This is a genomic window from Rhizobacter koreensis, from assembly GCF_013366375.1.
Lineage (GTDB): Bacteria > Pseudomonadota > Gammaproteobacteria > Burkholderiales > Burkholderiaceae_C > Schlegelella_A > Schlegelella_A koreensis.
In genome coordinates this window covers 36,751-61,017 of record NZ_JABWMJ010000013.1, presented here as the reverse complement: position 1 = coordinate 61,017, position 24,267 = coordinate 36,751, and the positions used below count along the sequence as shown (strand labels likewise).

Sequence of the window (24,267 nt, the reverse complement as noted above, 5' to 3'; positions counted from 1 at the left end):
AGATTCGTGAAAGGCTGGTAGTCGGCGATGTTGAAGTGCTTCTTGAGCTCGTGCCGCATCATGTCGCTGTCGGAGATCTGACTGTGCCACATGTTCCTGCACTCGCGGCGCAAGTCGAAGTGCTGTAGGTCGGTCCCCTTGCAACCGCGTGGTCATGCTCACTCAGTCCGCATGTGATCATAGTCGCGGCGACCACGCCCTGCATGGGCAAGGCGATGGCAAGCACGCATAGCAAAGCGACCCGACTCCAGCGCGTCATCATTCCTCTTTACCTGATCCGTTCCTGTACTGCAGATACCCACCGAGCGCGAGGAGCCGAATCGCCTCTGCATCTCAGCGTCTCGACCGGTTCCGCCACGCCGTCCGGTTCTCCGGTGTAGGGTGCATGCCGGCAAGCGAATGGAGCGCCGCGGCTTACCAGGGTCTGGGCGGCCCGAAGCGAACGCCGTCATCTGCTGCGCCAAGCTGCTTCAGCTCAGGTGGGAGGGCGCGAGGGTGCAGAGCCGGCGACGCAGATGAGGTCGCGCTGATCGACCGAACGCGCCACGCTGCAGCGCGATCGCATCCAAGACGTGCTTTGCCGGCGAGCGGACCTATCCTCTCTTGGCCGGCAGGCTCGACGGCTGGGCAGCTTCACCGGCCGGCTGCAGAGTCCCGCTCCGGGCAGCGGCCTGCGTTTCCGCCTTCACGGCAGCCCGGCTTTTCGCCTGAGGCACCACAGGATTCATGTGGTCAGGCTTGACGCCGCCTTGGCCGGCAGGCGTCAGGCCGCCCATGTTTCGCTCCATGAGGGTCTCGCTTTTCCTTTGAGCCCGCGTCTTGGTGGACCGGCCGGTGTTTTGCGATCCGACCAAACCGGGGCCCTCGCCGGCGGGAGCCAAGGAGCGCGTCGCTTGGCCGCGCTGGGTCGTCGCTTGGGCGCCAACGCCGGAAGCGTCGGAGGATTGGGCCAGGGCACCCTGGGCCATCAGAGCAAGGGCGGCGGCGGCAATGCCGAAGGAAAGTTTCGTGTTCACAAAGATCTCCGAGTCGTTGAAGGCACATGTCTCAGTGCGGTTCAAGTACTCTAAAGAGCAGGCATGGACGCCGGGGTGACAGCGAGGTTACAAGTCTTGAAATGTCCGCCAGACGCTCAGGCTGCTATCAAGTCAGATCTTCATGAAGCAGCGCCGTGTTGATGGCCATGGCGGCCTCAGCACCTTCTGCAGCGGCGACGACGACTTGCAGGACGTCACGTGAGGCGTCGCCGGCAACGTAGAGGCCGGGCACATGGGTCATCTGCGTGCGCCGGTCCACGGCGCAGCCCTTCGGGTCGTACGTGTCGCAGCCGAGGCTCTTGGCCAGATCCGTCGACTGGTGACGCCCGGTGTTGAAGAACAGCGCCCCGCGAGGCAGGGCTGGGCCGGACTCGAACACGACCGCGAAGGCGGCTCGATGCGGCACGTCGCTCGTCACGTCGAGGCGGAGGATCTTTTCCTCGCGCACCGTGATGCCATGTCGATCCAGGCGGGCCCGACAGTCCGCACTCAGTTCGGCGGGACCGTCGCTGCAAAGTACGACGTCACGGCTCCACTGCATCATCTCCAGCGAGAGTCCGCCACCTTTGTCGTCGTGACGACCGTAAACCGCGAGCGGCTGGTCCTGTATCTCCCAGCCATCGCAATACGGACAATGGAAGACGCCTGCGCCGTAGAGCTGGCGAAACCCGGGAATGTCGGGCAGATCATCGACGACGCCGGCGGCCAGCAGCAGCTTGCGGGACCGAAATCGCTGCCCGTCTCCCGTCTCCACGGCGAATCCGGACTCGGTTCGCCGAGCACCGACGACGCGCGCTTTGCGGACCACGACCAACGGATACGGCGCAAGCTGGGCGAGCGCCACTTCCCGCAGCCGCGCCGGGTCGATTCCGTCACTGCCCAGAAAGCCGTGCAAGGCACGTGACACGGCGTTGCGCGGCTTGCCGTGGTCGAAGAGCAGGACGGTTCTGCGGCACCGTCCGAGGACGAGCGCAGCGCTGAGGCCCGCGGGCCCACCGCCCACCACGATCGTGTCCCAGAGGCGATCGGGCGGGCTCTTGCAAAGACGGCCAGGATTGTTCGCTTCCAGGATGAGACCCCCCGCTGCCCGACAGTTGTCAATGGGTGACCGGACTGGAATCAGTGCTTGTGGTCCGAGTGCCCGTCGCTCGTGGCCGCGCCCTTGGCGGCTGCCACAACGACTGCGCCTTTCATGCCGGCGTCATAGTGTCCCGGCTGCAGACAACCGAAATTGACCGTGCCGGCCTTCGTGAACTGCCAGATCACCTCTCCGGTCTTGCCCGGCGCGACGGTGACCTGATTGGCGTCCGCATGCTCCATCTCGGGCATCTTCATCATCATGGCGTAGTGCTCTTTGAGCTCCTTTTCGGAGCCGATGACGAACTCGTGCTTGACCTGGCCGGAGTTCTTGACGACGAAGCGGATGGTCTCGCCTTGACTGGCCCGGACGCTCGCTGGGTTGAACCTCATGTTGTCGGTCATGTCGACGGTGATCGTCCGGGTCACCATGGCAGCTTGCCCCGGTGCGCCTACCGCAGCGTCGCCCCCCTCGTGCGAACCGGTCGCAAAAGCCACGGAGCCGCTGCCGGCCAAGGCGAACAGGGCTGCGAGTGTGACGAATGACCTTTTCATAAAAAAGCCTTTCATAAGAGAAAACAGGGCTTGCCGCAGCAACCTTCGTCAGCTGCCGCAGCGCGCTTGCATTATTACTGAGCCACCAGGCGCGTCACGACCAGGGCGCCGTTGACCTTCTCAGCCCGAAACGCAACAGCCTCGCCGGCCTTCGCACCCTGCAGAACCGTGGCGTCAGCCGCGCGAAAGACCATCGTCATGGCCGGCATGCCCAGGTTCTCGAGCGCCTCGTGCTGTATGGTGATCTTGCCCTGGTCGGTGTCGACCTTCTTGACGATGCCACGGGTCAGCGTCGCGGAATCCGCTTCAGTCGGCTTGGCGGCGTCCATCTTCATGCCCGGCATGGCCATGCCGGGCATCGACATGTCCATGCGGGGTTGGGTGGCGGGGTCGGCCGCCGAAGCCGCGCCGGCGACGGCGAAAGTGATGAGAGCGATGGAGTGCTTGAGCAGTGTCATGTTGAGCTCCTGGGTGATGAGCAGCGTGTTGGTTCGCATTGGTCGCCCGTAGGCAACCCACTCGGGCCACTGTAGAAGATGGCGAACGTCCGGACGGTTGCCCTTCGATTACGGATGTCGTCATCCACCCAGCCCTCAGCGCTGCCGCTTGCGGTGCCTAGCGCTGAGGCAGAGTCAGTTGTCGACGAAGCTGATCTATTTACCAACCGCCACACAGGCCTTTACTTGAGCGGCGTGGCGTTCCGCCCGTAGGCGGTTCAGATAGGGCGTGCTCTGCGCGCGCGGGCCGTGATCGAGCGGCAGAACCAGCTGTTGTGCGGGGCAACGCGCCGCCGGTGACGGCTGGGTGTCATCCGTCGAACGCGGTGGTGGGGAATTCTTTTCGGCTGTCTGCGCATCAGCAGCGAGGACCGGGCCCGCAGCTCCGAAGGCGAGCACCGAAGCGAGGGCCAATACGTGCTTGTACATAGTGATTCCTTTGACTTGGGCTGCGGGGGTGATCAGTTGTTGCGTGTGGCTTCAACTTGCGGCCACTGTAGATGCGGCGCAGGTCCCTACGGTTGCCCGAGGATTACAAATGTTGTCATCGATCGAGCCGAAGCTCTGACGCTCGCGACGGCAAAATGGTTCTGTGAAAATCCTGGTCGTCGAAGATGAACCGCAAGCGCTCGAGTACCTGCGCCAGGGCCTGTCCGAGAGTGGCTATGCCGTCGAGACGGCGCTCACGGGCACCGACGGACTCCATGCTGCCGTGACCGGCGACCATGACCTCGTGGTGCTGGATGTCATGCTGCCGGGCGTGGATGGGTTTGCCGTTCTCTCGGCGTTGCGCAGCGCGAGCCAAGTCCCGGTCTTGATGCTCACGTCGCGCGACCAGATGAGCGACAAAGTGCGGGGGTTCGACCTCGGCGCCGATGACTACCTGACCAAGCCCTTCCAGTTCCCGGAATTGCTCGGCCGCGTCCGGGCCCTCCTCAGGCGAGGCAGACCTGCCGCGCACGACCCGGTGCTGCGCGTCGCCGACCTCGAGGTGGATCCTGTTCGGCATAGCGCGATGCGAGGAGACACCCGGCTCGACCTGAGCGCGAAGGAGTTCGCCCTGCTGGCACTGCTCGCCGAACGCTCCGGTGACGTGCTCTCGCGTACCGAGATCGCCTCGCTCGTATGGGATATCCACTTCGACTCGGGCACCAACGTCGTCGACGTGGCGATCCGGCGCTTGCGCGCCAAGGTCGATGACCCGTTCGCCGTCAAGCTGATTCACACGGTGCGGGGAGTCGGCTACGTGCTAGAGGCGCGGCCGAGCACATGAGGGTCCGTAGACCGCGCGCATGGTTGACCGAGGTCTCTCTCGCGCTTCGCGTCGCCGCTGCCAGCGCGCTATTCGGACTCTTCACCGTGGGGCTGGTTGCTGCCGGAGGCTACTGGGTTTTGTCCCGCGAGCTCGAGCAGAGGGAACTCGTCGAGTTGGAAGGCAAGCGCGACCTCGTGCAGCACCTGCTGCTCGAGATAGGGCTGGCCAGCGACATCCCTGCCAACGCTTACCACTTCGCCGATCTCCTGATCGCGCATGACGACCTTCACCTTGCACTCGTCGATCAGGGCGACGGACGACTGCTCGCCAGCTTTTCCTCGATCGCAGTGGAATCCGTTCGCCTGCCAGAGGGCCCGCTGGGAGCGCTCATTCGCTGGCAAGCGTCGGACAAGGACTATTACGTATCCCTGTCGGGGCGAAGCAGCACCGGCGAGGGCCAGTTGGTGCGCTTCGTGCTCTCACTCGATATCCGGGACGACCGTCGCGTCCTGGCCGGCTACGCGCGCGCCGGGATGATCGGGCTGCCGCTGCTGCTGTTGCTCGTCGCCATCGGCGCCTGGTTGATCGCACGGGCCGGCCTGGTGCCACTGCGAAGCTTTGCCCAGCGGGCTTCGTCGATCACCCCTAAGACGCTCGGAAAACGCTTGCCCAGGACCGGCGTGCCGGCGGAGCTCAAGGGGTTGGCCGATGCATTCAACGCCATGCTCGAGCGGATTGACGAGGGCGTGACCAGGCTCTCGCAGTTCTCGGGTGACCTGGCGCACGAGATGCGTACCCCTGTCGCCACGCTGCTCGGCCGCACCCAGGTTGCGCTTTCACGTGAGCGCTCTTCGGTCGAGCTTCGTGACGTGCTTGCTGGCAACATCGACGAGCTGGATCGCCTGACGCGTCTGATCCATGACATGCTGTTTCTGGCGCAGGCCGAGCAAGGAGCCGCGGTCTTGGATAGAACGCCGGTCGGTCTGGGCGAAGAGGCACGCCGAGTCACCGAGTTCTTGTCCCTCTTGGCCGAGGAGCGGAGGATCCAGGTCGAGGTGAGCGGCAACGCTTTGATCCAGGCAGACCGCCTGCTTATGCAACGAGCGATCACCAACCTTCTGACAAACGCGATCCGCCATGCGGACCCAGCGAGCACGGTTCAGGTCACCGTCGAGCGCACCGAGGCCGTTGCCAGCTTGGCGGTGAGCAATCGAGGCCGCCCGATCGCTCCGGACCGGCTCGACGCCATGTTCGAGAGGTTTGTGAGACTCGATGTTGCACGGGCACGAGCGGACGGCGGATCTGGCCTCGGGCTTGCCATCGTGAGGTCGATCATGCAGGCGCACGGGGGTAGCGCCCAGGTAAGCAGCAGTCCGGACGGCCTCACGGTGGTCACGCTGGCCTTCCCCCTGCCGTAGATTCCTGGCTGCGGGATTGGTCGTCAACGTTCTTCAAGCCGCGACGCAGATCAAAGCCACTTTGTCGTTCGTGCCGAGATGATCCGCGCTGGCTGCGTCTTTGCCGCCGTCGGTCCCTGAATGTTGACGTCACTGGTTGAGTACCTGCAGCGAGTGCTGCCGTCGATCCCGTCGGCTGTCTGGCGTTTCTGAGCCGGCGATCGTGCTCCCAACGGAACGACGTCTGATTTGCATGCGGGGTAGTCGTACTTTTTGTGCATGTATGGATCCGACGCCTTTGCAAGCTCCACTTGATGATGGGAAGCGGACGGCACGCATGAATCCGGCTTGCTTTGGAGGACAGCCTTCGTGTGCCCGCAGCCTTGATGAGATTCGCGCATCTGGTCCTCAGCAGATTGTCGGCTCGATTGCTCAGCCGGCAGGAGCGCTGCTGCCGCTTGCCACCAGTTTCCGAGGTTCAGGTGGCCTGATCCACACCGATCAGCACGCGCGATTCGGACAGGTACATGTGCGGCGGCACTTCGAGGTTGTCCGGTGCGGGCTTGTTGCGGAACACGCGGCCCGCAAGGTCAAAGGTCGAGCCATGGCAGGGGCATAGAAAGCCGCCCTGCCAGTCATCAGGAAGCGAGGGCTGCGGGCCGGGCTGCAGTTTGTCGGTCGGCGAGCAGCCCAGGTGCGTGCAGATGCCCACCGCGACGAATACCCCGCGCTTTATCGAGCGGTGCTGGTTCTGCGCATACTTGGGAGTGGGGTACGCGGTGCGCTGAGACATCGGATCCGCCACCTGTTCTTGCGTGTAGGCCAAAGAGGCGAGCTGCTCGGGCGTGCGCTTCATGACCCAAACCGGCTTGCCCCGCCACTCGACCGTGATCTTCTCGCCTAGATTGACCGCACCGATGTCCACTTCCACAGGTGCGCCCGCGGCCTTGGCGCGCTCGGATGTTTGGAAGCTGCTCACGAAGGGAACGGCTGCGAATCCAGCCCCTACTGCTCCGGCGCAAGTGGAGGCGATCAGCCACATCCGCTTGTTGGCATCAACTGGGGTGTTGCTCATACGGGAGTCGCTTGAGAAAGTGTTCGCGTCTCGCAGAGAAAGGGAGTCGAAAAGCTTGCGGCAAGAGCACGCGCGTCGCTAGACGTCAGGCTTTGACGAGGTAGTTGCGCATGAGCCCCGAATCCTCGTGCTCCAGCATGTGGCAGTGATACAGGAACAGGCCGGAATAGTCGGAAAATCCCACCAGCACCTGCACCCGCTCGCCGGGCATGACCAGCACCGTGTCCTTCCAGCCGCCATCGACCAGCCCGCCGCTCACCGTGCGGTAGGCCGCCGCGAACCGGTCCATGACCTGGCGGCCGATCACCCGAAACTGCACCCCGTGGATGTGCATGGAATGCGCCATGACCATGCCCATCATGGCGCCGCGGCCCTCGTTGCGGAACTCCCAGATTTCATGGGTGCCCAGCTTCACGGTTTCCTCGGGGCTGGCCTGCAGCATCTCGAAGGACCGGCCGTCGACGCCCCAGACCATCATGCCCATCGTGAGGTCGAACACCTTCGGGCGGCGGGCGTTGACGGCGATGGCCGGCCGGGCCGCGGGCAACTCCGTCAGCCGTTGAGGCGGCTGGCGCGGCGCAGCACGTTCACTGCCGACCACGGCGAACCTGAGCACCTCGAAGCGGGAGCCGTCGGGCAACCTGCCGCTGCCCATCGTCATGGCGCCGTCGAACTCCAGACTTTCCAGCGCCGGCGCGGCACCGGGAGCCCACCGTGCAAAGTCGACCCAGACCTCGGCGCGCTCGGCCGGTGCCAACATCAGATACTCGCGCGCCTGCGGGCTGTCCAGGAGTCCGCCATCGGTGCCGATCACCGCCAACGGTGTGCCGTTGCTCCACGCCAGCTTGTAGGTCCGGGTGTTGGAAGCGTTCACCAGGCGCAGCCGGTAAGGTCGAGCCCGCACCTCCAGACGCTGCGGCATGCGGCCGTTGAGCAGGAGTTCGTCGCCCAGGACGCCCATCATCCGGGCCATCATTCCCGCCATGCCGCCGCGGCCCATCATCCCGCCGCCTTGCATGCGGCCATGCATGCTGCTTTCCGCGCTCTCGGATACGGGATAGACCAGCTGGTTGTCGCTGTCGAAGCTGCGGTCCTGAAGCACCAGGGACAGGTCGTACGCGCCCCGCGGCAGGTCCAGCGCGGACTCCTCGTCATCGTCAATCAGCAGCAGGCCCGCCAGGCCGCGGTACACCTGCGGCCCGGTCCGGCCGTGCGGATGCGCGTGGTACCAGTAAGTGCCGGCGCGATTGAGGACCGTGAAGTCGTAGATGTAGCGCTGCCCCGGCGCGACCGCATGGCGAGGGTGGCCGTCCATGTCGTCGGGCACGTGGAGCCCGTGCCAGTGGATGGTGGTCGCTTCGGGCAGCTCGTTGAGCAGCTCGATGCGGACGCGCTGACCGCGACGCAGCCGTAGCGTTGGACCGAGCGAGCTGCCCGCATGCACCTGCAGCGAGGCCGGGTCGCCCGCGAGCAGGCGGCCCGTGTAGCGCCACACCGAAGTCGGCTTGCCCGGTCGCAAAGCCGCTTCGCCGTGGCCTGCCCGCAGTTCGATGTGGACATCCGCGCCCCCAGCAACTTCGGGACGGCCGGCTGCCACCACGCGGGTGGCCGGCAGCGCCAGGGCGGCCGCGACCGATCCTCCTTTCAGCAGGAGGCGGCGTTTGTCGTTGATCATCGGGATTCGTCCGTGCTTCGACGCTTCAGCAGCCCCAGCCACCCATCATGGAAAAGTGCATCAGGGCCATTGCGGCGACACCCATGACTGCCAGCGCGCCGATGGCGGCCAGCACCCCGATTGCGATCCTCGCGGGTATGCCCATCGGTCAACGTCTCTCTTGGGCAACCGCCGGGTTGCCTGCCGTTGTACCCTCGTCGGCGATGAGCACCCAGTTGCGGCCTCCGTCCTGGCTGATGAAGACGCTCTTGCGGAAGGTGGCGATCGCCATGTCGTTCGGCCGCGCCGGGTTCTGCGCGAAGTAGCTGACGGCATCCTCGCCCAAGGCAGGCAGGTTCGCCAGGCGCGAACTTGCGTCCGGCTGCTGGAGGGCCAGCACCGACAGCGTCGGTCGTCCGTCGAAGCCGCTCCACCACAGATCCTTGCCGTCCAAAGCGAAGGCTGCGGACAGCACCCGCTTGCCGCTGACGACTGCCCGGTAGGTGGTTCCCGAATCCTTCGACACAAAGAGCCCCTGATCGGTCGCGGCAGCCACCGTGGCGGGATCCGAAGGATGGACGGCCAGGCCATGGAGCTGCCCGGCCAGGCCCCGCCCCTGGGCGCGCTGCCAGGTGCGGCCATCGTCTAACGTGAAGTAGATGCCTTGCGCACTCATCCGCGAGTTGGGATGGGGGTTCACCACGTAGACGGCGTTCGTTCCGTAGCTGGTCGCCATCGTGTGGAAGTCGGATTCGCCCTCGAGGCCGAGCTGAAGCCAGCTCTTGCCGCCGTCCTTGCTCTTGATCAGTCCGAACGGGTTCTTCAGGCCGGAGCCTGCTGCGGGATGGCCGCTGCTGTACAGGGCCGTCCGGGTGCCGGAGAAACCCATGAAATCGTGGGCGGGGCCCGGCGCCTTGCTCCACTGTCCCGCCGCGTAAACCGCCAGCCCGTGGTGACTCGGCACCATGAGCCTGGAGCCGTCGGCGCTGTAGCTCAGGCCGTGCACATGGGTCAGCGTGACCGGCTCGCTTGCGCCGGCACCCGGCCACGCCAAAGGACCCAGTGCCAGCGCCAGTGCCGTCGCATGAGAGGTCCAGGTTCGCTTCATGAGACCTCCTTGGCCGTGTTGACCGGGTCGGCAGCAGGCCGGTGGGCCTTGGTCGGACCCGTGGAGCGCTGGGCACCGTCGCCGCTGGAGTGCATCAGTTTCATCATCACGAGCATCGAGATGGGGCAAAGAAGCACCGCCAGGAGGGGCAGGCTTGCGAGGATCGCGGCTCGTGCTTCCTCGAAGGTGAGATAGGCGAGGCCGGCGGAGGCCGCCATCGCGGCAGCCACGGACAGCATGACTTTCAAGTTGCATTTCATCTTCAACTCCAGACTGTTTTTCGATGGGCCAGACACGACGAGCACGCTTGCTGCGCCGTGGCGGCGAAAGAACGGAAACGAATGGGTCACCGCCGCTGCGCCGAAAAAGGGCGACAGCAGGCAGAGCCCTAGCTGGAGTGAAGTCGCGGCGGCCGGTCCGGGCCGTCGGTGAAGAAGAGCACGGGCACCGACGCCGAGGGCGGCACCAGCCCAAAAGCTCCATGCACTGCAGCAACGCTGGGCTGCGCGGGCAGCAACGCCATGGCCGTGCAGGCTGACGTCCAGAACTTTTCGCAGTCCTGAGCGTCGAACTGGGCTCCACCGTCGTGCTCGAGGAGCATCGCGGCGTGGTCAGCGGGAGGTTCCTTCTGCACGACCTGTTGCAGTTCCTGGCCTTGCGCACACTGAAACGCGGCGGCCCAGGCGCCCTGGACAGAGAGCCCAGTTAGCAGCAGGAAGATCACGGCGATCCGGAACAGATGGAACATGAAGGGGTTGGAGCAGGGGGTCGGCGGAAAGTTCAATGACGAGTTTCTGAGTTTGCCCCCTGGTCGATCCGTCGCAGCCTCAGGCGGGAGAGCAATTTACGAGCCGTCTACTTTTAAAATGACCCACGTCATTACCGAAGCCTGCATCAAGTGCAAGTACACCGACTGCGCCGCCGTCTGTCCTGTGGATGCCTTTCGTGAAGGGAGGAACATGCTCGTCATCGACCCCGACGACTGCATCGACTGCCGCGGTCCGAGCAGCGCATCGCCGCTGGGAACCCTTCGAGCACTTGAGGAGGGCCGCTCAGCGGCCCTCCTCAATGTCGCCAGTCACCAAGTGTGTCGGTGGCTCTGCGGCATACCAGAGCCAACGAGGCCACCAGACACGCCCGTCCACGGCGGGCCAGTCACCGTGGCGCTGTGTCAGCGACCCGTAGGCTGCTCATTGATTAGGCGCCGAACGGCCCTGCTAACTGAACTCATTTCGTGGTTGCGGCACCCGCGGGCAGCGGCGCTTCACCCGCGCGCGGAATGGCCCCGCTCCTTGCTGCGGCTCTGGTGGCCGCCTTGCGCGTCTGACGGTCGGTGCTGCTGCTCCTTCTCTTGTCCGCGATGTCCGCTCTCACTTCATTGGCTTCGCCGGCAGGCTCCAGCCCACCGGTCGCGCGCTCACGCCTCGTTTCCGCCTTGCGCTCCGCCCGGCTCTTGCTCGAGGCACCGGTCGGCGGCGGAGTCATGCTGCCGGGACCTTGCCCTGCCGGGGCTAGCGCCCCGCTCCTCGTCGGCGTGCCGGGGGTGGTCTGCGACGTTGCAGCCCCGCTCAGCAGTGAAAGAGTCGCCGCTGCGACAGCGCTAAGGATGTAAGTGGTCTTCATGATGGTCGGTCCTGTTGGATGTGAATCGAAAACTGTGAAGCCGTCGGAAGACGGCATGTGGCGGTGATCAGTCGTGCCCACCGCTGTGATCCCCACGCGGGCCGCCGGCAGCACCTCTCAGCGGCTCGAGCCCCCTAAAGGGCTGATAGTCAGCGATTCCGAAGTGCTTTTTCAGCTCGTGGCGCATCATGTTGATGTCGGAGATCTGGCTGTGCCACATGTTGCGGCACTCCTGTCTTAGCTCGTGGTGGTCCAGGTCAGTGCCGGTCATGCAGCCGTTCACCGGTTCCATGAGGGTGTAGTGGTGCCGGCTGAACGTCTCGTAGAAGACGTGGTTGAAGTCCGCGCCTGGTTGCGCCCGCTCGAGCAGAAAAATCATGGCTCTGCTGTCCTCCCGCAAGCGCGGCTGATACTGGATGCCATACCAGTCCCGTAGGAAGGTCTGCATCGTCATGATCTCCTCACGCTGCATGCGATTGTTCCTCCGCGCCAGAGACTTCAAGTCCGCGAGGGTTGCCTTCGCTGGCGAAGCTCCAAAGCCGGGCGTCGGCGATGTTCCCTCTGCCTCGCTGATCTGAGGATTGCGCTGTGTATCGGTGCCCGCGGCGAGTTCGGTCATGCGCAGAGCAGCAAAGTGGTGGTCTATCGTCATCTGCATGAACTCGACTTCGAAACGGGCGGTGAGCCCTTCTCCGGGCCGGTTTGCCGCGGCGGAGAAAGGGACGATCGCGGCGGCCGCGGCAAGTGCAAGCAAGGTTTTGTTCGTCATGGTGAAATCTTCAAAAAGAAAAGGAATGGGAATCCCCGGCACGTGAGTGCCGAGGACGAACCGCTGCAAGGGAGACGGCCCTAAGGGCCGCCGGTTGCGAGGACTAGGCCGCCATCCGCCTGCACTCGTCAGCACATCGTTGGCACGCTCTTGCGCACGCTTGGCAGTGCTCCATATCGTGCTTGGCGCACTCGTCCCCGCAGCTCTGACAAACGTCCGCACAGACTGCGCATAGACGCGCGGCGAACTCGCTGCCCCGCGACATGTAGCCGGCGGCAAGCCGGCAGATTGCCGCACAGTCGATGTCCAGTGCGATGCAGCGAGCCATCATTTGCACGTCCTGCTCTTGCAGGCAGGATGCTGCGCAGTGGTCGCAGGCGTCTGCACAGGCGTTGCAGGCCTCGATGCAGGCTTGGTTGATTTCATGAGCCATCAGAATCTCCTCTTGGCGAACGTCTCCGGGACGATCGCCCACGAATGGGTCGCCGCCCGAAGGCGGCACGTTGTGCGAGAGGGAGATTCAGGCCCTGGGCCTGTGTTCAGGAGGTGGCCACGCGAGGGAGGCGTACGCAAGCGGTCCGCCCGAGTTCCATCGTCCTTCCCGGTACGAGGGTGCGGCTTGGCCGAGATCGGCTGCCAAGGTCGGTACCGCGGCGAGGTGGCAAGCGCCGGCGTGTGTCAAGTGCGTCGCCAAGTGATGGGCCGGGCCGTCGTGCGTATCAGTCGCCCCAATAGTCATTTCGTGCCCGATCTCGGCCAGGTGACCGGAGTTGGACTGGGTGGCGCAGTCAATCTGGCACGCGACCGTGGCGCAGATAACCGGCAGGAATGTGCCGAGCACAAGAGCAAGCACCCAACACTGAAGGGAACGCCGTCGAAGCTGATGCAGCATGGTTCGGCGTCCGCCCGTGTTTACTTGTTTTTCGCCAACCATCGATCTAGCTGGCTGATCTCTTTCTGCTGATCCTTGATGATCTTGCGGGCCATGGCCTTCAGTTCGGAAGACTTGCCATGCTGCACTTCCAACCTCGCCATCTCGACAGCTTGCTGATGATGCATCCTCATCATCGATGCGAAGTCCTCGTCCGCGTCGCCTGTGGGCGTCATCGACTGCATCTTTTGCATTCCGCTCATCATCGACTGATGCATCTGCTCGGAGCCGTGTCCGCCGCCGCCCTTGCCCGAGGGTGCGTGACCTCCGCCCATTCCCCCGGCTCCCTGAGCTCCGCTCATACCCGGGCTTGAAGCGTTGGCTGGTTGAGCAACGACGGCACTCGACATCAGCGTCGTCGTGATGATGGAAAGCAGCAAGCCGGCAACGGTTTTCATGCAAGCGTCGGAATTGTGGGGTTCGTATGGCTGGCAAGCCACATGCCCGTTCGCTATGGTCTCCGCTACAGCTTCTTCGTCAGGGGCACGACCTTCCCACTCGGTTCGGCGGGGTCCTTAGGCTCGCCGGGGAGTCGCCGTTCGGGCGCTCACACGTTAACCGCCCTCAATCGCAACGCGTTGCCGATAACGCTGACGCTTGAAAGTGCCATGGCGGCAGCTGCTACGACGGGCGAGAGCAGCAGGCCGAAGAACGGGTACAGCAACCCAGCCGCAAGCGGAATGCCAGCGACGTTGTAGGCGAATGACAGGAAGAGGTTCTGCCGGATGTTGCGCATCGTCGCTTGCGACAGCGCACGCGCCCGGGCGATGCCCATCAGATCGCCCTTGAGCAGCGTCACGCCTGAGCTCTCCATCGCGACGTCAGTGCCGGTGCCCATCGCGATGCCGACGTCGGCGGCAGCAAGCGCAGGAGCGTCGTTCACGCCGTCTCCTGCCATCGCGACCACCCGGCTCGCCTTCAGGCGCTGCACGACGGACGCCTTCTCCTCCGGCAAGACGTCCGCGATCACCTCGTCGATCCCGAGCTGGCGCCCAACGGCCTCGGCCGTGGTCTTGCCATCACCGGTCAGCATCACGACGCGGACGCCCGCTTGACGAAGCGCCGCGATCGCCTGCGGGGTCGTGGTCTTGATCGGGTCTGCAATCCCGACGAACCCGGCCACGCGCCCGTCGATGCCAACGAAGATGACGGTCGCCGCTTTCGATCGCACGTCCTCGGCCGCCGCCTGCAGCGCGAAAACATCGAGTGCTTGTTCGGCAAGGAACTTTGCGCTGCCGCACACCACACGCGCACCGTCCACGGTGCCCACGACGCCTTTGCCAAGCGGCGAGTCGAAATCGATCACCGGCGATAGCGCGAGCTTGCGCTCCTGCGCATCCGCCACGATCGCTGCGGCCAAAGGATGCTCGCTCGCGCGTTCGACGCTCGCGAGCTTCTGGAGCACCGCGCCTGCATCGAAGCCCGGTGCCGGTTCCAGATGGACGACGCGCGGACGGCCTTCCGTCAGGGTTCCGGTCTTGTCGACCACCAGTGTGTTGACCTTCTCCATCCGCTCGAGTGCTTCCGCGTCGCGGATCAGCACGCCGATCTGAGCGCCCTTGCCGACGCCGACCATGATCGACATCGGAGTGGCAAGACCAAGCGCACAAGGGCACGCGATGATCAGCACGGCCACCGAGGTGACCAGCGCATAGGAAAACGCCGGGCTCGGACCCCACAGCAGCCATGCGCCGAAGGTCGCGAGTGCAACCGCGATCACCGCTGGTACGAACCAGCCGGCAACCTGGTCGGCCATGCGCTGGATCGGAGCCCGGCTGCGCTGGGCGGCCGCGACCATGTGGACGATCTGCGAGAGCAGGGTGTCCGCGCCGACCTTTTCGGCGCGCATCACGAAGCCTCCGGTCTGATTCAGCGTGCCGGCGGTGACTTTGGAGCCCGGTGTCTTGACCACTGGCATCGGCTCGCCCGTGACCATCGACTCGTCGACGGTTCCCTTGCCCTCGATCAGCTCGCCGTCGACGGGGATCTTCTCGCCGGGTCGAACCCGCAGGCTCTCGCCGACCTGGATCGTGTCGATCGGCACCGACTCGTCGGAGCCACCGGCCGACACCCGAACGGCGGTCTTTGGCGCCAAGTCGAGGAGGGCGCGGATCGCCCCCGAAGTTTTCTCGCGCGCCCGCAGCTCAAGCACTTGGCCGAGCAGGACCAGCACGGTTATGACGGCTGCTGCCTCGAAGTAGATGGCCACCGCGCCACCCATGCCCCGGAACTCGGCCGGGAAGAGCCCGGGCGCCACGGTGCCTACGACGCTGTATAGCCAGGCGGCGCCCGTGCCCAAGGCGATCAACGTGAACATATTGAGGCTGCGGTTGCGCAGCGATGCGAGCGCTCGCACGAAAAATGGCCAGCCCGCCCACAGCACGACCGGCGTCGCAAACGCGAGCTGAAGCCAGTTGGAGACCTGCGGTGCGACGACTGCATGCAGGTCGACCAGGTGCGCGCCCATCTCGAGAACCACTACTGGAACGCTTAGAACCAAACCGACCCAGAAGCGCCTGGTCATGTCACGCAGCTCGGGGCTGTCGCCTGTCTGAGCTGTCGCCAGCACCGGCTCGAGCGCCATACCGCAGATCGGGCAGTTTCCCGGGCCGATCTGACGGACCTGCGGGTGCATCGGGCAGGTGTATTCGGCGTTGTTGGCAGACGCACCTACCGGTGCCGCCATCGGCTTGGTCGGCGTGTGACCATTTGGGGCGCCCGGCCGGTCGGCAGTGGCCGACTCGGCACCCCCCTGGTGGTGGCTGTGATGGTGGTGGGAGTGCTCCACGTGGGGCTCGGCCGGGGCGGGCGCGTTGCGCTGCATGACGATGCTCCTTTTGAAAGGGCCGGCAGACGGGGTGCCGTCGGCCGGAGATGTGCTCAGCCGCCGCAGCAACCGCGACGCGGCTTGCTCGCTGGCGCGACCGCGTCGGTGGGAACCGCCACCGGCGTGTAACCGGCGTCCTCGATCGCTTCACGCAGCTGCTGCGCGTCAGCCTCGGTCGGCTCGATCGCGACCCGCTGGCTCGCCAAGTCGATGTTGACTGTCGCGTTCTTGTCGGCAGCCTCTATTGCCTTGGTGATGGTGCTCACGCAGTGGCCGCAGGTCATGTCACTCACTTGAAAGGAAATCATGGTGTGCTCCGCTAGGCGCTAGTTTTGATGAGCGAACTGTCGACCCTTCCACAGTGTTAGGGTCAAGTAGGTGCCACCAATAACCGTGTCGCCTAGATGACTTCTCCGCCGCTGGCCTTGACCTTACCAGTGTGGGAAGCCTGAAGATTACTTAGTGCAGCACATTTGCACCAGGAGCACCGGATGAACACTGCAGCCGTCACCGACCCGAACGGGATCACCTTGCAGGTCATGGGGATGACCTGCGCGTCGTGCGTCTTGCGCGTGGAGAAGACGCTGAAGGCGGTTCCTGGAGTGCGGGACGCGAGCGTCAACGTGGCCACGGAACAGGCTTCCGTCCAGGCCGACGCGGCGGTAAGCCCCGACGCGCTCGCTGCCGCCGTCCGCAAGGCCGGCTACGACGTAGCCACCCAGCGGCTGGACCTTGGAGTGGAGGGCATGACCTGCGCCTCGTGTGTGGCCCGCGTGGAAATGGCGCTGCTCAAGGTTCCAGGGGTGCTCTCGGCTTCTGTCAACCTGGCGACCGAGAACGCCTCCGTCGAAGCCCTCAGCACGGTTCCGGTCATGGCGCTCAGGGCCGCGATCGAAAAAGCGGGCTATGCAGTCAAACAGCCAAGCGAAAGCGAGTCGACGCCCGCGCCCCGACGCCTGCCTGAGTGGTGGCCGGTAGCGGTGAGCGCCATGCTGACCATTCCGCTTGTTGCACCGATGCTTCTGCAGCTCTTGGGTGTCGACTGGATGCTCGGCGGCTGGCTGCAGCTGGCACTCGCCACCCCCGTGCAGTTTTGGCTTGGGTGGCGCTTCTACCGCGCCGGCTACAAGGCGGTGCGCGCGCGCGCCGGCAACATGGACCTCCTTGTTGCGCTCGGCACGTCCGCCGCCTACGGGCTTTCCGTCTACCTGCTCTGGCGCCACGCCAGCCAGGGCATGCCGCACCTCTACTTCGAGGCGTCGGCCGCCGTGATCACGTTGGTGCTGCTGGGCAAGTGGCTCGAGGCGCGCGCAAAGCGGCAAACGGCAGACGCGATCCGCGCGTTGAACGCGCTGCGCCCGGCAATCGCACGGGTCCGACGTGAGAGTGTCGAGATCGAAGTCCCGGTCGAGGAGGTCGGCGTCGGCGATCTGGTGGTGGTTCGCGCGGGCGAACGCGTGGCGGTGGACGGCGAGGTGACCGAGGGCCGCAGCCATGTCGACGAGTCGCTGATCACCGGAGAGAGCCTGCCGATCGCCAAAGGGGTCGGCGACAAGGTGACGGGCGGCGCGATCAACGCGGAGGGCGTGCTGACCGTCAAGACGCTCGCCGTCGGCGCCGAGACGACGCTGGCGCGCATCATCCGCATGGTCGAGTCGGCTCAGGCCGCGAAGGCGCCGATCCAGCGCGTCGTGGACCGCGTGAGTGCGGTTTTCGTGCCTGTCGTGCTGATGATTGCGTTGCTGACGTTTCTCGGCTGGGCGTTGGCCAGCGGCAACTGGGAACAGGCGTTGATCAACGCTGTTGCCGTTCTCGTGATCGCATGCCCGTGTGCGCTCGGCTTGGCCACGCCGACGGCCATCATGGCCGGCACGGGGGTGGCTGCCCGACAAGGCATCCTGATCAAGGACGCACAGGCGCTCGAGTTGGCGCACGCCGTCACCACCGTCGCGTTCGACAAGACGGGAACGCTGACCGAAGGCCGACCTTCGCTGGTCGCGGTGGTTCCCGCCGCCGGCGTCGCGCGCCAGGACGTGCTGCGACTGGCGGGTGCCCTGCAGAGCACGAGCGAACACCCTCTGGCGCATGCCGTGATGGACAAGGTGCGAAAGGAAGGCCTGCAACTGCCCGAAACCCGGAATGCTCAAGCCTTGCCCGGGCGAGGTCTCGAAGCGGCTGTGGAGGGACGCGTCTACGCCCTGGGAAGCAGCCGGCTGCTTCGCGAGCTGGGTATTGCGGCCGGAGCCTTGGCGGCTGAAGAGGACCGCCTCGAGGGCCAAGGCCGGACGATCTCGTGGCTCGTGCGCAAGGACGGTGAGCGGACTGAACTGCTCGGTCTGCTGGCTTTCGGCGACACCATCAAGGCCTCGGCGCGGCAGGCGGTCGGCCGGCTCCACCAGCTCGGCATCCAGACGGTGATGCTCACCGGCGACAACCGGGGCAGCGCTCGCGTGGTCGCGGCAGAGCTCGGCATCGACGAGGTGCGTGCCGAGGTGCTCCCGGGCGACAAGGCCGCCATCGTGCAGGAGCTGCGCAGTGCCGGCCGGGTGGTGGCAATGGTTGGCGACGGCATCAACGATGCACCGGCCCTCGCAGCGGCCGACGTGGGCATCGCGATGTCGACCGGCACCGACGTGGCAATGGAGACGGCCGGCATCACGCTGATGCGCGGCGACCCGCGTCTGGTGGCCGATGCGATCGACGTGTCGCGCCGCACCTACGCGAAGATCAAGCAGAACCTGTGGTGGGCGTTCGGCTACAACGTGCTCGGCATCCCGCTCGCCGCCCTGGGCCTGCTCAGCCCGATGATCGCGGGCGCGGCGATGGCCTTCAGCAGCGTGAGCGTCGTCACTAACGCGCTGATGCTACGGCGCTGGCGTTCGCTGCAGCAGCAGGACACCTCGACGGCCACGGCGGAGCACGCCGGCCGACCAATGACGGTTTGAAGGAGCAGGGCCATGGACTTCATGAACATCGGCGAAGCCGCGAAAGCCTCGGGCGTCTCGGCCAAGATGATCCGTCACTACGAGAGCGTCGGGTTGTTCCCTGAGGCGCAGCGCACCGACTCGGGGTACCGCCAATACACCGACAAGGAGGTGAGCACGCTGCGTTTCATCCGCCAGTCGCGCGACCTCGGGTTCTCGATCGTGCAGATTCGCGAGCTGCTGGGGCTGTGGCAGGACCGCCGCCGGCCGAGCCGCCAGGTGAAGGCGCTCGCGCAAGCCCACATCCAGGAACTCGACGCCAAGCTGCAGGAGCTGCACGCGATGAGGGCGACGCTTGAGCACTTGGTGCACTGCTGCCACGGCGACGATCGTCCTGACTGCCCGATCATCGAGAACCTGGCGGACGCGGAGCCTTTTCTCCCAGGCGGCCTCCGTACCGCAGGGAGTGGCCTGAGGCCAGGCAAGCACTGAGCGCTGCGCAGGTATGCCTCCTGGGGCTTGACTTTGCTACTGTGACAAGGTTTAGGATTCTCGGAGGTTGGCCGGCAGATTGGCTGCTGTGCTAGCATCTTAGTTGCTGTGAAGACACTTAGCATTTGGCTGTTGGTGTTGCTGGCGGTATTGATCCCCGCGAGGGGTGCAATGGCTGCGGCGATGCTCTGCCCGCCGTCGGGCGTGGGTAGCCAAAGCGAGTTGCGCACGATCGACGGCGGTGTTGCCGCGCATCACCGCATCGACGCCCAAGCCAAGCCTGCCCACGACCATGCACAGCACGTACATGAGTCGAGCAGTGACGCCGGCGGCGAGCTTTCGTCGGGGGGCGAAGACAAGTGCAATCTCTGCTCCGCTTTTTGTTCGGTCCCCTCCCTGGTGAGCAGCCCTCCGGCCACTCTCACGCCGGGCGACCTCGCGACGGTCGCATTCGCTGACTTCTTCGCTCCCGCCCCGAGCTTCCTCTCGGACGGCCAGGAGCGGCCCCCGCGAAGCATCTGACCCGCTGAGGCCTCCCCGCGAGGCCTGATTGGGCTCGTGCGTTTACCGCACGGGGAAGGCCGACCGTTCGCGTCGGCGACTCAGATGACTTCGAAAAATGAACAAGCTGCTCACGCGCGCCGCGCTCGCTGCGCTGTGCGCCGTCGGCTCGATGCCGACTATCGCCCAAGGCCCTCAGGCGGGCTCCTCGGCGAGTTCCGCCGCGAATGCGGCAGGCCAGACGCCCCCCAAAGGCTCTGCGATTCAGTACCGCTCTGCCTTCGAGGGCTACGCGCGCTTCACCGACGAACCCGTGGGGTCGTGGAGGGCCGCAAACGACAACGTTGGGCGGATCGGCGGCTGGCGGGAGTACGCAAAGGAGGTCACCGCCGCACCAACGCCGCAAGGTAGCCCAGCCGGCGCACCGGCTGCTGCTGCCGGTACCCAGGGCACGTCGCCCTCGGCTGGTTCAGCGGGGCCGTCCCCCTCCGCACCGGGCAGCAAGTCCGATCCGCACAAGCTCCACTGAGGACCCAAGGTGATGACGTCAAAGAATCTCCGTCGACCACGCGGCTTGGCCGCTGGGGCGCTGGCCACCGCGCTCCTCTTGGGCGGATGTGCCACCTCTGCCATCAACGAGAACTTCGCGGGCGTGCAGAGGCTTACCAGCGGCTCGACTGGAGCCGAGATCAAGTGGCTAAACACCGTGGAGGCGCGCCAGCAGGCGCAACGCGACGTCGAGGCGGTGCTCGCCAATCCGGTGAACGCGGACGACGCGGTGCGCCTGTCACTCGCCTACAGCCCTGCCTTGCAGGCTGCGCTTTTTGAGAGCGCGGCGAGCTCGGCCACGGCGACGCAATCGGCGCGGCTCCCCAACCCTATCTTTACGTTCGAACGACTGGTGCGGCGTGAAGGCGGGGGCACTGATCTGGACATCGGTCGCATGCTCGGAATCTCGGTTTTCGATCTGTTTCTGCTGCCGTCCAGGCTGCGGCTGGCGGACTTCCGACAGCAGCAGATCCAGCTTGCGCTGGCGAGCGATGTCGTCCAGGCAGCAACCGAGGCACGCCAGAACTGGGTTCGTGCAGTGGCTGCTCAGCAGTCGGTGCAGTATTTCGAGCAGGTGAAGGCTGTGGCTGATGCAAGCGCCGAACTCGCGCGGCGCATGCAAGCCGCTGGCAACTTCAGCCGGCTGCAGCGCGCCCGCGAGCAGGCCTTTGCAGCCGATGCTGTGGCGCAGCTGGCTCGTGCGCGGCAGACGGCGCAGAGCACGCGCGAGGCACTGGTGCGCTCACTGGGGCTTTCGGACGTACAGGCTCGCCAGTTGAAGCTACCCGATCGCTTGCCAGAGCTGCCCAAGACCGCGAGGGGCGAAGCCGAGGTCGCCCAGCGCGCGATGGATCAGCGGCTGGATGTGCGCCTTGCGCGAGCCAATCTCGAGTTCACTGCCCGGGACCTGGGTCTGTCGCGCGTGACGAGTTTCGTCAACGGCCTGCACATCGCCGCCGTGCGCAACAGCGAAACGGGCGAGCCTCCCCAGAAGGGCTTCGAGCTGGAGGTGCCGCTGCCGATTTTTGACTTCGGGGACGCGATCCGAGCCCGCTCCCAAGCGACCTACATGGCGTCGCTCAACCGCACCGCCCAACTCGCGGTGGACGCGAGCTCTCAGGTGAGGGAGAGATACGGTGCTTATCGCACGGCCCATGACCTTGCCCGTCATTACCTCGAGGAAGTCGTGCCGCTGCGCAGGACCATCCACGATGAGAACCAGCTGCGGTACAGCGGCATGCTCATCGGAGTCTTCGAGCTTCTGGCGGACGCGCGCGAACAGATCGGCAGCGTGAGCCAAGCAATCGACGCCCAGCGCGACTTCTGGCTCGCCGACGCTGCCTTGCAGGCTGCCTTGATCGGCAGACCCACTGCCAGCCTGACGCTGAGCGCTGAACCGGCCGCGGCTGGCGGTGCCGGCGCCGGCGCCGGCCATTGAACATTTGATCGGAGAACCCTTCATGACGACGAATCGACGTCGCTTTCTGACTGGTGCAGCCGCCACCGGCGCTGCCGTGGCCGCTTCGGCCGTCAGCAAGGTGGCGATGGCAGCCCTGCCGGAGCCCGTCATCCAGACGAACCCGCTGACCGCACCGCCCCTGGTACCGAATACCGGGCATCCCTACAACCCGATGGTCACTCTCAACGGATGGAGCCTGCCCTGGCGCATGAACAACGGGGTCAAGGAATTCCACGTCGTTGCAGAACCTGTCGTGCGTGAGATCGCGCCCGGAATGAAGGCTCATCTCTGGGGCTACAACGGGAGCTCGCCCGGACCGACGATCGAGGCGGTCGAGGGCGACCGCGTACGCATCTTCGTGACGAACCGCTTGCCCGAGCACACGACCATTCACTGGCACGGACAGCGCCTTCCCAACGGGATGGATGGCGTTGGCGGACTAACCCAACCGCACATCCCACCTGGCAAGACTTTCGTCTATGAATTTGTCGTTCGCCGCAGTGGTACCTTCAAGTACCACCCGCATGCGGACGAGATGGTCCAGATGGCGATGGGCATGTACGGCATGTTCATCGCGCATCCTCGAGATCCCAAGTTCATGGCGGTCGACCGCGACTACGGGTTCATCCTGACGGCGTTCGACATAGAGCCCGGCAGCTTCACGCCACGCGTTAGCGAGATGCTGGACTTCAACCTGTGGACCTTCAATTCACGTGTGTTCCCCGGAATCGACTCCATGGTGGCTCGGCTGGGTGAACGCGTCCGCATCCGCATGGGCAACCTGTCGATGACGAACCACCCGATCCACCTACACGGCTACGAGTTCATGGTGACGGGAACGGACGGCGGTTGGACGCGCGAGAGCGCGCGCTGGAACGAGGTCACGACCGACATCGGCGTCGGTCAGATGCGCGCTGTCGAGTTTCTTGCCGACGAGCCGGGCGACTGGGCATTCCACTGCCACAAGAGCCACCACACGATGAATGCCATGGGGCACGACACCCCGACCATGATCGGAGTCGACCATTCCGGAGTCGTCAAACAGATCAACAAGCTCGTCCCGGACTACATGGTGATGGGTGAGCGGGGCATGGCCGACATGGCCGAGATGGAGATGCCGATCCCCGAGAACACCCTACCGATGATGACCGGCAAGGGTCCGTTCGGACCTGTCGAGATGGGCGGCATGTTCACGGTCGTCAAAGTCCGCGCAGACCAGCCAAGAGGTGACTTCAAGGATCCGGGCTGGTACCGGCACCCTGCAGGCGAGGTCGCCTATGAGTTCACCGGCACGCTTCCGGAACCGGCCCGCTCGTTCGCTGCCGGCGGCGGGTCGATGCCGGTCGCAAGACGGGTCGAGCCGGGCGTAGAGATGCGCGTGCGCAAACCACGGGGAGGGCACAGCGGACACTGATCTACTCAGTGCCGATGGCGCCAATTTTCTGATTCATCAACGAAGGAAACCTATGAAGACCAAATATATCGGGATCGCCGCCGTCCTCGCGATGGCATCAACGCTCAGCCTTGCCTCGGGCAACCATGCCGGCGGCCACGGGGACGCCGGTGGGCACGGACATGGCGGCTCCGGCGAAAGTGCCGTCGGCGCGCCGGGCGCCACGGGGAAGGTGACCCGCACCGTTAAGGTCGACATGACCGATGCGATGCGGTTCATCCCGGCCAGCATCGACGTGAAACAGGGCGAGACCATCCGCTTCCAGGTCAAGAACTCCGGCAAGGCCAAGCACGAATTCGTCCTCGGCACCGAAGCGGAGCTAAGGGAGCACTACCAGGTGATGCTGAAGAACCCCGAGATGGAGCACGAAGAGCCGAACATGATCACGTTGGCGGGCGGGAAGTCTGGCGAGGTGGTCTGGCAGTTCACGAAAGCCGGCAAAGTGCACTTCGGCTGTCTTCAGCCCGGCCACTACGACGCGGGCATGAAAGGAGCCGTGAATGTCGCTGGGGCTCAGGGGAACGCCAAGAGCGACGGCCACGGGAACAAGCATTGAGTGTCAGACATCGATCAACTCGGAGCACATCCATGAACATGAGCAAGGTTAGTACGATCGCCCTCGCCAGCTGGCTCTTTGTCGCCGGCCCGGCATTTGCCGCAAATCATTCAACAGGTTCGGCGTCTGCTGGAGCATCGGCGGGGGCGGTCTCGGCTGCCACCACCGACGGTGAGGTTCGCCGGGTCGACATGGAGGCCAAGAAGATCACGATCCGCCATTCCGAGATCAAGAACCTCGAGATGCCTGGCATGACCATGGTGTTCCAGGTCCAGGATCCATCGATGCTTGACAAGGTTAAGGTGGGTGACAAGGTTCGATTCAGCGCGGAGAAGGTGAACGGTGCGATCACTCTCACCAGCATTGAAGTCGCGAAGTGATCGAGTAGGGGCGGTGCGACGCGTTGTCGGTCCTGCTCGGGAATGCAGGCGGTTGTCGGGGTGTCGCGGCTCGGGCAGCGTTTGACTTCCAGGTCGCGGTGGCAGGAGGCACGTGCATTCGATTGGAGCCGCACGTGCCGCCTCCTGT

General features: G+C 65.0%; 26 protein-coding genes and 1 pseudogene. 13 read left to right on the top strand and 14 right to left on the bottom strand.

Annotated features, from left to right (window positions below; all coding sequences use genetic code 11):
• Window positions 1-593 precede the first annotated feature (593 nt).
• From HQN59_RS22065 to HQN59_RS22050, 4 genes are all read right to left on the bottom strand, one after another.
• A complete protein-coding gene (locus HQN59_RS22065; RefSeq protein WP_176071280.1) occupies window positions 594-1,016 on the bottom strand; it encodes a hypothetical protein in 423 nt (140 codons plus the stop codon).
• Between the two features lie 127 nt (window positions 1,017-1,143).
• Entirely contained in the window at window positions 1,144-2,040 is an 897-nt protein-coding gene (locus tag HQN59_RS22060) for an NAD(P)/FAD-dependent oxidoreductase (RefSeq protein ID WP_342451279.1), read from the bottom strand.
• A gap of 116 nt (window positions 2,041-2,156) precedes the next feature.
• The gene (locus HQN59_RS22055) at window positions 2,157-2,669 is read right to left on the bottom strand and encodes a cupredoxin domain-containing protein (RefSeq protein WP_176071279.1); all 513 of its coding nucleotides are present in this window, start codon (window positions 2,667-2,669) and stop codon (window positions 2,157-2,159) included.
• Between the two features lie 74 nt (window positions 2,670-2,743).
• Window positions 2,744-3,127: a copper-binding protein gene (locus tag HQN59_RS22050; protein WP_176071278.1), complete on the bottom strand. Its 384-nt coding sequence runs from the start codon at window positions 3,125-3,127 to the stop codon at window positions 2,744-2,746.
• A gap of 631 nt (window positions 3,128-3,758) precedes the next feature.
• Between HQN59_RS22050 and HQN59_RS22045 the strand changes: the two genes are divergently transcribed.
• From HQN59_RS22045 to HQN59_RS26340, 3 genes are read left to right on the top strand one after another with little or no spacing between them, the layout of a single operon-like run.
• Window positions 3,759-4,439 carry a heavy metal response regulator transcription factor gene (locus HQN59_RS22045; RefSeq protein ID WP_176071277.1) on the top strand — a complete coding sequence of 227 codons (681 nt, stop codon included), beginning with the start codon at window positions 3,759-3,761 and terminating at the stop codon, window positions 4,437-4,439.
• A 23-nt stretch (window positions 4,440-4,462) separates the two neighbouring features.
• The gene (locus tag HQN59_RS22040) at window positions 4,463-5,839 is read left to right on the top strand and encodes a heavy metal sensor histidine kinase (protein ID WP_176071276.1); all 1,377 of its coding nucleotides are present in this window, start codon (window positions 4,463-4,465) and stop codon (window positions 5,837-5,839) included.
• A 4-nt stretch (window positions 5,840-5,843) separates the two neighbouring features.
• Window positions 5,844-5,921, top strand: coding sequence for a flagellar biosynthetic protein FliQ (locus HQN59_RS26340; protein ID WP_425342764.1), 78 nt, complete (start codon window positions 5,844-5,846; stop codon window positions 5,919-5,921).
• Window positions 5,922-6,296: 375 nt separating this feature from the next.
• On the opposite strand, the gene petA is transcribed toward HQN59_RS26340, so the two are convergent.
• From petA to HQN59_RS22010, 5 genes are all read right to left on the bottom strand, one after another.
• Window positions 6,297-6,893 (bottom strand): ubiquinol-cytochrome c reductase iron-sulfur subunit, encoded by a 597-nt coding sequence (gene petA, locus HQN59_RS22030; protein ID WP_176071275.1) that lies wholly within the window; start codon window positions 6,891-6,893, stop codon window positions 6,297-6,299.
• Window positions 6,894-6,978: 85 nt separating this feature from the next.
• Window positions 6,979-8,568 (bottom strand): multicopper oxidase family protein, encoded by a 1,590-nt coding sequence (locus HQN59_RS22025; RefSeq protein ID WP_176071274.1) that lies wholly within the window; start codon window positions 8,566-8,568, stop codon window positions 6,979-6,981.
• A 148-nt stretch (window positions 8,569-8,716) separates the two neighbouring features.
• Window positions 8,717-9,655 carry a F510_1955 family glycosylhydrolase gene (locus HQN59_RS22020; RefSeq protein ID WP_176071273.1) on the bottom strand — a complete coding sequence of 313 codons (939 nt, stop codon included), beginning with the start codon at window positions 9,653-9,655 and terminating at the stop codon, window positions 8,717-8,719.
• Window positions 9,652-10,005, bottom strand: coding sequence for a DUF2933 domain-containing protein (locus tag HQN59_RS26920; RefSeq protein WP_176071272.1), 354 nt, complete (start codon window positions 10,003-10,005; stop codon window positions 9,652-9,654). Before HQN59_RS26920 ends, HQN59_RS22020 begins: the two co-directional genes overlap by 4 nt.
• Window positions 10,006-10,043: 38 nt before the next feature.
• Complete coding sequence (locus HQN59_RS22010; protein ID WP_176071271.1) at window positions 10,044-10,403, bottom strand: hypothetical protein; 360 nt, start codon at window positions 10,401-10,403, stop codon at window positions 10,044-10,046.
• 118 nt (window positions 10,404-10,521) lie between these two features.
• On the opposite strand from HQN59_RS22010, the pseudogene HQN59_RS26330 reads away from it, so the two are divergent.
• Window positions 10,522-10,701 (top strand): annotated as a pseudogene (locus tag HQN59_RS26330) (4Fe-4S dicluster domain-containing protein); the annotation flags it as partial.
• Window positions 10,702-11,345: 644 nt separating this feature from the next.
• Here HQN59_RS26330 and HQN59_RS22000 read toward each other — a convergent pair.
• Together HQN59_RS22000 and HQN59_RS27180 are read right to left on the bottom strand one after the other, a co-directional pair.
• Entirely contained in the window at window positions 11,346-12,047 is a 702-nt protein-coding gene (locus tag HQN59_RS22000; RefSeq protein WP_176071270.1) for a DUF305 domain-containing protein, read from the bottom strand.
• Between the two features lie 103 nt (window positions 12,048-12,150).
• Window positions 12,151-12,480: a four-helix bundle copper-binding protein gene (locus HQN59_RS27180; protein ID WP_176071269.1), complete on the bottom strand. Its 330-nt coding sequence runs from the start codon at window positions 12,478-12,480 to the stop codon at window positions 12,151-12,153.
• Between the two features lie 186 nt (window positions 12,481-12,666).
• Between HQN59_RS27180 and HQN59_RS21990 the strand changes: the two genes are divergently transcribed.
• Window positions 12,667-13,011 (top strand): hypothetical protein, encoded by a 345-nt coding sequence (locus HQN59_RS21990; RefSeq protein ID WP_176071268.1) that lies wholly within the window; start codon window positions 12,667-12,669, stop codon window positions 13,009-13,011.
• Here HQN59_RS21990 and HQN59_RS21985 read toward each other — a convergent pair.
• The 3 genes from HQN59_RS21985 to HQN59_RS21975 all read right to left on the bottom strand — a co-directional run bounded on the left by HQN59_RS21985 (window position 12,960) and on the right by HQN59_RS21975 (window position 16,113).
• A complete protein-coding gene (locus HQN59_RS21985; protein ID WP_176071267.1) occupies window positions 12,960-13,376 on the bottom strand; it encodes a DUF305 domain-containing protein in 417 nt (138 codons plus the stop codon). The two genes, HQN59_RS21990 and HQN59_RS21985, sit on opposite strands and share 52 nt — an antisense overlap.
• A 149-nt stretch (window positions 13,377-13,525) precedes the next feature.
• Complete coding sequence (locus tag HQN59_RS21980) at window positions 13,526-15,664, bottom strand: copper-transporting P-type ATPase (protein WP_246295099.1); 2,139 nt, start codon at window positions 15,662-15,664, stop codon at window positions 13,526-13,528.
• Between the two features lie 194 nt (window positions 15,665-15,858).
• A complete protein-coding gene (locus HQN59_RS21975) occupies window positions 15,859-16,113 on the bottom strand; it encodes a heavy-metal-associated domain-containing protein (RefSeq protein WP_176071265.1) in 255 nt (84 codons plus the stop codon).
• Window positions 16,114-16,296: 183 nt separating this feature from the next.
• Between HQN59_RS21975 and HQN59_RS21970 the strand changes: the two genes are divergently transcribed.
• From HQN59_RS21970 to HQN59_RS21935, 8 genes are all read left to right on the top strand, one after another.
• Window positions 16,297-18,750 (top strand): heavy metal translocating P-type ATPase, encoded by a 2,454-nt coding sequence (locus HQN59_RS21970; protein WP_176071264.1) that lies wholly within the window; start codon window positions 16,297-16,299, stop codon window positions 18,748-18,750.
• Between the two features lie 21 nt (window positions 18,751-18,771).
• Complete coding sequence (cueR, locus tag HQN59_RS21965; RefSeq protein WP_176071370.1) at window positions 18,772-19,221, top strand: Cu(I)-responsive transcriptional regulator; 450 nt, start codon at window positions 18,772-18,774, stop codon at window positions 19,219-19,221.
• Between the two features lie 108 nt (window positions 19,222-19,329).
• Entirely contained in the window at window positions 19,330-19,743 is a 414-nt protein-coding gene (locus tag HQN59_RS21960) for a hypothetical protein (protein ID WP_176071263.1), read from the top strand.
• 97 nt (window positions 19,744-19,840) lie between these two features.
• A complete protein-coding gene (locus HQN59_RS21955) occupies window positions 19,841-20,251 on the top strand; it encodes a hypothetical protein (RefSeq protein WP_176071262.1) in 411 nt (136 codons plus the stop codon).
• 12 nt (window positions 20,252-20,263) lie between these two features.
• Window positions 20,264-21,709: a TolC family protein gene (locus HQN59_RS21950; RefSeq protein ID WP_176071261.1), complete on the top strand. Its 1,446-nt coding sequence runs from the start codon at window positions 20,264-20,266 to the stop codon at window positions 21,707-21,709.
• 22 nt (window positions 21,710-21,731) lie between these two features.
• Complete coding sequence (locus tag HQN59_RS21945; RefSeq protein ID WP_176071260.1) at window positions 21,732-23,144, top strand: multicopper oxidase family protein; 1,413 nt, start codon at window positions 21,732-21,734, stop codon at window positions 23,142-23,144.
• A gap of 52 nt (window positions 23,145-23,196) precedes the next feature.
• Entirely contained in the window at window positions 23,197-23,739 is a 543-nt protein-coding gene (locus HQN59_RS21940) for a cupredoxin domain-containing protein (RefSeq protein ID WP_176071259.1), read from the top strand.
• Window positions 23,740-23,771: 32 nt separating this feature from the next.
• Window positions 23,772-24,119, top strand: coding sequence for a copper-binding protein (locus HQN59_RS21935; RefSeq protein WP_342451278.1), 348 nt, complete (start codon window positions 23,772-23,774; stop codon window positions 24,117-24,119).
• Window positions 24,120-24,267 lie beyond the last annotated feature (148 nt).